Genomic DNA, 9,404 nt, shown 5'->3' on the forward strand with positions numbered 1-9,404 from the left:
AAGTTTGTCCAAACATTACTTTACTAAGGATACTGACTTTTTTAAATGCTAAAATTTTGGACCCGCTACTAAAGTTTTCTATTTATCTTGTCAATATGATTTCATTTCCATTCTCTGAACACCAGTGAAATTTCTAAGAGAAAAATAGTTGCATTCAACGAAGTCACTATCTTTTTATATTGCTTTATCAAAATTAATGTTCAAACAAGTACTTGATTATAGGAGCATATATTTCATTTGTAAATAGAAATACTAAAATTCCAAATACTGCTCCTACTATGCATCCATTTATCCTTATCCAGTGAAGTTCTTCACCTGCTTTATCCTCAACAAAATCATTAAGCGCTTCATCCGTAAATGTACTTAATGTATCCTTTACAACCTTACCAATAACATTATGCTGACTGCGAATAATTTTCAATATAAAAATCCTTATATACCTATTCAAGTTACTCTTAGCCTCATCACTAGTTTTAAAATTGTACCAATTTATATAGATTTGATTTTCCAGCCATTCAACTGTAGCTTTTGCATCATAGACACTGTTCTTAACAGAAATTGCAGTCACGTTTTCTTTATCGTTAATACTATTGATATTGTTTTTTCGTTCAGTAAGTTCATCCCGTAGGCTTACGATGAAACTATTTAAAATAGACTCTATGTCTCTCTTTATATTCGTTACATCCACAGCATCATTTTTAAATTTATCTATATATTCTGCTATCTTTGATTGATTTTCACTTTCATAGACAGCTTCCATAACCTTTTTCTCTATCGAAATTCTCATTTCATCGTTTTTATTCTTCAACCTAAACAGTAAATCAATAATTTCTTTTTGAACAGCTTCAGCTGCCTCTTCCGTATTTACACTGTTTGTTCTTTCAGCTATTCCAAGCGCTAACCTGCTAAAAAAACCTTTTGACTCCACATTATCTTCAACTATATCGTCCAGAAAATTTTCTATATTAAGACGTACCTGATCCTTTTTACTTAAGTCTATTACATAGTCTAAAACCGTATTAATAAAGCGATCTGCCTCACTGCTTTTAAATATTGAATCTGTAAACTGGTTTATATACGAATATATGTCTATTTCGTATGCCTTAGTCTTTAACCATTTCTCAATATGATCCGAAATCTTCTCACTATCAAGCATATCAAGCAATTTAATACACAAGTCAGATATATAACCTCTTTTTTTAGCATCATTTTCAACATATTCAATAATATACTTTGAAAAGTCTATATTTTCTATCTTTTTTTGTATCATCTTTTTACTCATTAGTTCGTTCTCTACCATCTTAGATACTGCTTCAATTACTTTTTCTCTGTTTTTAGGTATTATCGCTGTATGCCATGAAAAAAATCCTAACGGTTTCTTATATAGAGCCGTTATAGCAAACCAATCGGCTATGCTGCCTACAAGAGCAGCTTCAAATACAAATGTGATCATCCTCATCAGATAAGTATCACCCAGAAAAGCTTTTATTATATTAACTCCAATAAAAAGCACTATAAGTACAGCGAGTAAAATATCTGCTTTTTTCTTATTTCTCATATTATTCCTACCTATCCTATAAAATAACTGATCAAAAATGCAAGCATTCCAACTAATCCTCCTACTACAGAACCATTTATTCTTATTAGTTGAAGATCATTGCCTGCTTTAGTTTCTACCAAATTTACAAGCATTTTATCAGAATAATTATTAAGATTATCTCTAACCAATCTTTCAACAACTTTATGAGCCGAGCTAACTGAAGCTAATAAATATTTTTTTATTTTGATATCTGTGTTTTCTTTCCAGTCTTCTTTATTCCTAAAGTTGCCGGCTAGCAAATCAACGTTTTTTTCTATATATATCATAATCTGTTTTTTGTCACTGGTATCAACTGAAGCATCATTAAATTTATCATAGAATTTCTGAATAAAATTTTTTATCTCCAGATTTTTAAGCTGCTTTACCTTCCAATTTTCTATAACTTCTGTATGCTCTGGATTCTCCAGATATACCGTGATTTTATCATAAACCATTTTCTTTAAAGACTGCCTCTGAAGATTATCGCTATCTTTTAACGAATTTATATATTCCTTAATCTTTACTATTAATTTATTCACTATATTCTGCGAAGACATGTTAAGTAATGTATCTAGAACTATATAATTTACAAATTTTCTTCTTAGCATACCATTTTCATAATTATCTTTTATGTGATCTACAGCTTCTATAAGTATCTGTTCAAAAACAGGACTGCCGCTAATTTTATATACTTCCTCAATTAGGAAATCAAATAACTTGTCTCCGTAATCATTTTGTACAAATATGTTACTAGTGGTAATCAAAATCTTGTGTAAAGAAACTTTATTGATATTACTTATTATTATCTTCTCTATTTCGTCTTGATTTTGTTCATTATTCAATCCAATAAATACTTCGTCGATGGCATTTTTCATAAAACTTTTTATCTGCTTTTCCATACCCTCATCCCAATATTTGATTATGATGTCTGAAAAGTTCTGGTCTGTAATAAGCCCCTTCATATTATCCTCAGTGATAAGTTCTCCAACTACCATATCAGTGAGTCCGTCAAATATTTTTTTTCTGCTTCTAGCTATTATTTCTGTTTTCCAAGGTATACCAAGAGGTTTTCGAAATAAAGCAGTTATTCCATACCAATCTGCAAAACCGCCTATCATAGCAGCACAAAAGCCACTGCTCAAAAGACCTAATATAAATATATTTTTAAAAGGATATGTTATTAGATACCCTATTGTAACAACAATTAAAATTAACGTTGCTTTGTTTTTATTCATACACTCCACCTTTTAAATATAATGGGAATTAAATGCTCTAGACGGAATAGTTTAGAGAAAGTGCATTAAATAGGTATGAGAGTAAAGAGTAAAGAGAAAAGAGAAGGTTAAAATTCAGCCATGCTGAATTTTGATTATATAGATAATCTTAATTATTTTAATAATCCTTTTGTAATACTAGGTAAGTCTTAGTTTTAAAAAGTTATAGCTGATAATCATATTTAAATTCTCAGAAATTCTGCGCAGCAGAATTTCTTCCTTCACTTTTCTCTCTACTCTTTTCTCTTTTCTCTTACCTATTTAAAGTATACACTAACTACTAAATATTATCTTTATTTAATTCACTTTCTTGGTTCGCAATTTATTCAATATTAGTATTTCCAAAACAATTATAACATAACAAAGTTTATAAATATATCAATATTATCCTATAAATAATGGAAAGAAATTAATTATAGCTAATTTTTGTTCATTATTTTTTACTTAAACGTTAAAAAAATTCAGCCTAAACTGAATTTTTTTAACATATGATTATTAATTTTTATTAACTACTCTTTTGCAAAACTTGAGTACCTTATGCTTCCTGCTGTAAAATAAGCTGTAGCCATAAGTATTAATACAAACACGTTAGGAAACAATTTAGACTTTTCAATACTATCCATTGTCCAGTAAAAAGGGGTCAGCTTACTTACATTGAATATAACTGAATTCGAACTACTATTTAGTAACCCTCCCATGTAAACAGCAAATATTATAATAACAAATAAAATACCGGCCATTGTTGCTGTACTATCATTATTAAATATTCTGCTGAGCAATATACCTACAGCTATTGATATCATATTCATACATATCACATTAATTATAAATATAAGCATATTTCCAAAATTGTTCTTATTTATTATATTAATTAATATAAATGACAAACTATATAAACTGCTCTGAACAATAAGCATGGATATATATATACTTGCCATAATACTATAGCCCTTGTTCCCCGTGGTAAGAAATCTTTCTAATATTTTTTTATTCTTTAAGTTTAAAATATCTTTGCTGATAGTTAATGAATGCATCATTAAAAAATACATAATAAGCATTACAGCCATGTAAACCCCTGAAGGTATAAAGCGGTCTTTTATTATATACTTTATATTTATAATGCTGCTGTCTTCTTCCTTTGTACTTTCCTTTATCCCATTATTTATTAAAATCTGTCTCTTTAAAAGTTTATTTATACTGTTATTTAAGTCAATATCAAAAGTGCTTGTAGCATTTCCGGTTTTAATTTTATAACAGTGAACTTTTGGTTTCCTTCCGGCTTCTATATCCTGAGAAAAAGTTTTTCCAAACTCATATACAGCTATGACATTATAGTTTTTAAGTTCATTTATAGCCTCAGTTTTTCCATTAAACACCTTTACTGGCCTAAGCTTATTTATAATTTCCTTTGAATAACGATCTTTGTTTTGGCACACTATTCCAATATTATCATAGTTTGCGCTCCTGCTGCTGCCAATAAATTTGGTAACCATAACTAAACAAACTAGAGGCATGATAAGAGCCAAGACTACTGTGCTTCGATTTCGCAGATACCTTTTGCAATTAACTAGGACCATATTTAAAAATTTCAAAGCTGTTCCCCCCATCTAATCTTTACTTTAATGATGCTTACAGCATAAACTATTACCGAGATTGTAAGTACTATTGCTGAATAATTTATGACGCTGAAAAAAGAATTAGAAATTAAACAGCTTCTGTAAGTATTAGATATTATACTTCCCGGAGAAAATTTGGTCATTAGTACAAACATCTTATTTGAAAGTATTTTTACCGGAATAAAAGTATTACCAAATATGATTTGATAATACATTAGCAGCACCATTACAAAGTTGCTTACATTCTTGCTAAAAAATGCAACAAACAATGAAGCTACAGATGATACAAGAAGGCTTTGTGAAATCAATATAATCAATAAATTGGGTAAATTATCTATTGTGAATGCTATTTTAAAGACCAATATAGTCGTTATATACAATGCACCGCATATAAAACTTGAAATAAAAAAGATTCCGCTATTTATGATAAAATATTGAAGCTTGCTTATAGGTGCCGACATCACCCTTTTATAATATCCGGATTCCTTATCCTTGTAATATGAGGCAGCACATCCCATTATCATCAGCATCACCATAAAAGATATTGTAGAAGTTCCTTGTTCCTCATAGGAAGAAAGATGTTTCTGCCCTTTCAGAATATGCTTATCTATAGAATTATCAGCATTGTTTTTACTTACTCGTTGAGTTATTTTTTTATATATTTTTTCCTTATCTACAACATTAAGTTTATTTACCTTATCAGAAATAGTAGCCAGCTCAGTGATTTTCTTCCCGTATTCGCTTATTATGCTTTTTATTATTGCTTCATTGCTTCTAGACGTCTCCTTATTCTCTATAATTTTTATAGTTGATGGTTTTAGTAAAGTAATATTTTTCTCATAATTTTTAGGAATGATTATTTCATAATCGCCCTTTTCTTTTATACTAAAAATATCTTTCATATTATTCTCTCTAAACATATTTATGAACTGACTTGAAGTTTTTGTGTTATCATAATCAGTAAAATTTATATTTATCCTTCTAATCTTAGTATCCGGATTATACACGCTTTTATAAAAAAATGATATAACCATTATGAGTACTAGTGGGAAAACCGCGTATATAAGCACTAGCTCTTTCCACTCCGCTAAATGTGCCTTAAGCGTATTCTTAATTATAGCGCCTGCTTTCATTGAATCCTTCCCCCTAATCCCTAAGTTTTTTACCAGTAAGAGACAGAAACACCTCTTCTAATGATGCTTCTTCAATGCTTAAAGTCTTAATTTTTCTATCTTTCCCTGCCGCAAATAAAACTAACTCTTCTGGAGAAAATAGAGCTTCATTTATAAGAAGGCTAATTTCTCCATCCTCATTGAATACATCTTTTACTCCAGTCAAACCTTTCATATTAACCAAAAATTCCTCTGTAATACTATCCACTCTAAGCCTTACTTTACCGTGAATGCCAGCCATAGACTTTATGGAATGCTTTGAACCATAAGCCACTTCTCTTCCCATATCCAGAATAAATATATTATTGCATAGGCTCTCAACCTCTTCCATATAGTGCGAGGTGTATAAAATTGTTGTATTAGCTTCTTTATTTATTTTTTTTACAAATTCAAATATACAGTTTCTAGATTGAGGATCTACCCCGACTGTAGGCTCATCCATTATTAATACTTCCGGCTTATGCATTATTGCTGCAGCAAGATTCAATCTTCTCTTCATACCACCTGAAAACTTTTTAACCTTCTCATTTCTCTTTTCCGTAAGTCCTACAACTTCTAACGCTTCACGTGCAGCTTCCCTCATCTTTTTTCCCGTCAAACCGTAGAAAGCTGAAAAATATTCAAGATTATCATAAGCTGATAGCATGTCCATCAAAGCTAGTTCCTGAGGAACAAGACCAATGTATTTTTTAGCTGCTATGGGTTCCTTTAAAATAGATTTACCTCCTATAGATATATCTCCTTTATTAGGTTTTAAAATTTCTGTCATTATATTTATAAGCGTAGATTTTCCAGCGCCATTAGGACCTATAAGCCCAAATACATCTCCTTGCTTTACATGGAATGAAATGTTATCTAGCACTAATTTATCATTAAACCTCTTAGTAATATTCTCTACTTTTATATCACTCATACTACTCCCCCTCAAACCTTCCATGTGTATATATTATAATTATTCATCAACGATTTATAGTAGCTGAGGTAATTAAAAAAAGTGACCTAAGTCACTTTTTTAATCTGCTAATCCATTTTTAAAGGCAAATATCGTAAGCTGCGTCCTATCCCTAAGAGAAAGTTTTGATAATATATTTGTTATGTTATTTTTTATAGTTCCTTCTGAAAGAAAAAGCTTCTCTGCTATTTCCTTATTAGTTAAGCCTTTTGCAACCTCCTGTATTATCAACAGCTCTTTTTCGTTTATATTATAGCTTTGCATTATTTTATCTATGTCAGCTTTTAACGTTTGTTCTTCGCAAAGCATTTTTTCTGCTACTTCAGGTGTTATTACAACACCGCCCTTTATTGAAGCTTTGATTGCTTCATAAATAGTGTCATATTCACTATCCTTTAAAAGATAACCTGATGCACCTGATTTTAATGCTTCTGTTATGTATTCAAAATCATTAAATGTGGTAAGTATAAGTATCTTTACCTCATTAAAACTTTCTTTAATAAGTTTTGTGCCTAAAACACCGTCATATTCAGACATTCTGATATCCATTAAAACTACATCAGGTTTATATTTCTTGCACTTTTCAAAGGCTTCTCTTCCATTGGCTGCGCCGCCAACAACTTGAATATCTTCATAACTTTCAAGAATTAATCTTAATCCATCTACTATAAGTTTCTCATCATCTGCTATAAGGATTTTAATCTTTTCCATCAGGTTCAGCTCCTCCAGAATTAGATAAATATATTTTTATTTTTTCATTTCTATTAATTTCTACATTCACTAAAAAGCCATTGTCAGGACTGGTATTATAATAAAATGAACCACCAATTTCCTTTATCCTTTCTTCTATACTTTTTAGACCTATACCTTTACTCACAGTTGCTGTCCCTACCCCATTATCTTCTAATATTATAACCAAGCTATATTCTGTAAAATTCATAAGAATTCTTATAATACTAGCCTTTCCATGCCGTACGCTATTAGAAAGGAATTCCTGCATTATCCTATATACAGTCAAAAACTGCTTTTGACTTAAAGCCCATTTGTCTTTTGTTACTGTAAGTCTAACTTCCACACCAGTCATCTTTTTAAAATTATCGATAAGACTCTTAAGTTCTAATATACTTTCATATTCCTCATATTTTTCAGGACGAATTTCCCGTACAGCATTTCTTACCTCAGCAAGACTTTTCTGGGTAAACTCTCTTAAATTTTTTATCCTGCTATTAGCTGAAGGATTTGACTTTTCTGAAACCTTTTCTAATGCCCCTAACTGTATTATTATTGTAGATAATGCATGTCCAACACTATCGTGTATTTCCCTGGAAATCCTATTTCTTTCTCTTAACACTGTAAGTTCTTCAATAGAAGCAGAATAGCTTTCAAGATCTCTGTTTGCCTCAATAAGTTTTTTCTCTGATACTCTAAGCTTGTCATACAGATCTTGTGCTTGTATCTTTCTAGTTTCCTGCTGCTTAACAAAAAGCAGGATAGCTATTATTGCTGTTATCGAACCGATAGTATACATTTTACAAGCTATTGTCTCTGGAACTGAGAAGTAGATACCCTCGCCTATTACAACAGCATCAAATATTATGCTCAATGGGAATTTAAAAATAACATTAGCATCAATAGACGCTAAGATAAGATATGTGAATGCATATCCTCCTACCTTTTCATATAGCACCAAAATTAAAATTAATTCTAGAAAGTAAGAACCTATTTTATATATTTCCTTTGAAAATGAAAAAAATCTTAATTGATTATTAATTATATATATCAAAATAAAAATTATAGAAATACTGTTTAGTGTATGTCTATCTAATAAAATTCCAAAGATTATTAGGAATATAACATAGTACCTTACAAAAATAATTGGTTGTTGCTTTTCCATAACTGACTCCTTGCATATAATTAGCAATTATAATACCTAATATAGCTTATTTATTGATCGCAGTCAAAAAATAAATTCATATATTCCAAGTAAAACAGTTAATATACCTGATATTAGTGTTCCATATTTCCCTAATATATTAGATAGCATTTTATTTCCAATTATATATCCTACATTAAACATAACTAGGCTCAGTACAAACGCAAAAATGGACGTTTTCCAGATATCCATTCCTGACATGCTGGCTCCAACTCCCATACCGAAGTTATTAATTGCTAATGCTGTTCCAAGCAATACTGATTCTTTCTTATCTATATTACCTGAATAATCTCTATCAGCCTTTATTGGATCTTTCATTACTGTACCATAATCGATAGACTCGTTATCTGGAGCGTTATCTGTAGCTACATCTTTGTGTTTAAAATAATCTATAATAAAATACATTCCGATAGCTATAACCATCACCGAACCGATCATATTGTTAAATTTTGCAGGTAAAAATTTCTGAATAGAAGTGCCAATAACCATAGATATTAGAGTTCCTGCAGCAGTAATAATTGCAATAATAAAATTGCCTGTAAGATTTATTTTGACCTTTTTAATACCATAAGCTGCCCCTACTGTGAAATTATCAATATTGGCGGTAAAAGCAAATAGAAATGAAGCTAAGAAACTCATAGTGCCCCCCATATATATAGTTTCACAATCAATATATGAAAGGTCGGTAATAAAGTTACAAAAAAGAGAAAAGAATAGAGAGTAAAGAGAAGGCAGGAATTCAGCTATGCTGAATTCCTACGAAAATTAAATAATAGCACTCTTTCTATTTTAGGCAACACTAAGCTAGACTGGCCTATTTAGGCTAGTCCCAAGCTTTGTATTTTATTTCATATTCTTAGACAGGGGCTTTTTCTATT

General features: G+C 30.3%; 8 protein-coding genes. All 8 read right to left on the bottom strand.

Features of this window, described 5'->3' with window-relative positions:
* Window positions 1-193: 193 nt before the first annotated feature.
* Entirely contained in the window at window positions 194-1,558 is a 1,365-nt protein-coding gene (locus tag CLORY_RS21740; protein WP_079428499.1) for a DUF445 domain-containing protein, read from the bottom strand.
* Window positions 1,559-1,569: 11 nt separating this feature from the next.
* Window positions 1,570-2,814: a DUF445 domain-containing protein gene (locus CLORY_RS21745; protein WP_079428501.1), complete on the bottom strand. Its 1,245-nt coding sequence runs from the start codon at window positions 2,812-2,814 to the stop codon at window positions 1,570-1,572.
* Window positions 2,815-3,362: 548 nt separating this feature from the next.
* Entirely contained in the window at window positions 3,363-4,445 is a 1,083-nt protein-coding gene (locus CLORY_RS21750; protein WP_169911715.1) for an ABC transporter permease, read from the bottom strand.
* Complete coding sequence (locus CLORY_RS21755) at window positions 4,442-5,602, bottom strand: ABC transporter permease (RefSeq protein WP_079428505.1); 1,161 nt, start codon at window positions 5,600-5,602, stop codon at window positions 4,442-4,444. Before CLORY_RS21755 ends, CLORY_RS21750 begins: the two co-directional genes overlap by 4 nt.
* A 13-nt stretch (window positions 5,603-5,615) precedes the next feature.
* Window positions 5,616-6,554 (bottom strand): ABC transporter ATP-binding protein, encoded by a 939-nt coding sequence (locus CLORY_RS21760; protein WP_079428507.1) that lies wholly within the window; start codon window positions 6,552-6,554, stop codon window positions 5,616-5,618.
* A gap of 99 nt (window positions 6,555-6,653) precedes the next feature.
* The gene (locus tag CLORY_RS21765; protein ID WP_079428509.1) at window positions 6,654-7,304 is read right to left on the bottom strand and encodes a response regulator transcription factor; all 651 of its coding nucleotides are present in this window, start codon (window positions 7,302-7,304) and stop codon (window positions 6,654-6,656) included.
* Window positions 7,291-8,487 (bottom strand): sensor histidine kinase, encoded by a 1,197-nt coding sequence (locus CLORY_RS21770; protein WP_079428511.1) that lies wholly within the window; start codon window positions 8,485-8,487, stop codon window positions 7,291-7,293. Before CLORY_RS21770 ends, CLORY_RS21765 begins: the two co-directional genes overlap by 14 nt.
* Window positions 8,488-8,550: 63 nt before the next feature.
* Window positions 8,551-9,165, bottom strand: coding sequence for a sporulation membrane protein YtaF (gene ytaF / locus CLORY_RS21775; RefSeq protein ID WP_169911716.1), 615 nt, complete (start codon window positions 9,163-9,165; stop codon window positions 8,551-8,553).
* Window positions 9,166-9,404 lie beyond the last annotated feature (239 nt).

The sequence above is a fragment of the Clostridium oryzae genome (genome assembly GCF_002029235.1).
In the GTDB taxonomy this organism is placed as follows: Bacteria; Bacillota; Clostridia; order Clostridiales; family Clostridiaceae; genus Clostridium_AE; species Clostridium_AE oryzae.

Coding starts and splice junctions, on each gene's coding strand:
- CLORY_RS21740 (WP_079428499.1), bottom strand. CDS start 1,558: ATGAGAAATAAGAAAAAAGCAGATATTTTACTCGCTGTACTTATAGTG.
- CLORY_RS21745 (WP_079428501.1), bottom strand. CDS start 2,814: ATGAATAAAAACAAAGCAACGTTAATTTTAATTGTTGTTACAATAGGG.
- CLORY_RS21755 (WP_079428505.1), bottom strand. CDS start 5,602: ATGAAAGCAGGCGCTATAATTAAGAATACGCTTAAGGCACATTTAGCG.
- CLORY_RS21760 (WP_079428507.1), bottom strand. CDS start 6,554: ATGAGTGATATAAAAGTAGAGAATATTACTAAGAGGTTTAATGATAAA.
- CLORY_RS21765 (WP_079428509.1), bottom strand. CDS start 7,304: ATGGAAAAGATTAAAATCCTTATAGCAGATGATGAGAAACTTATAGTA.
- CLORY_RS21770 (WP_079428511.1), bottom strand. CDS start 8,487: ATGGAAAAGCAACAACCAATTATTTTTGTAAGGTACTATGTTATATTC.
- ytaF (WP_169911716.1), bottom strand. CDS start 9,165: ATGAGTTTCTTAGCTTCATTTCTATTTGCTTTTACCGCCAATATTGAT.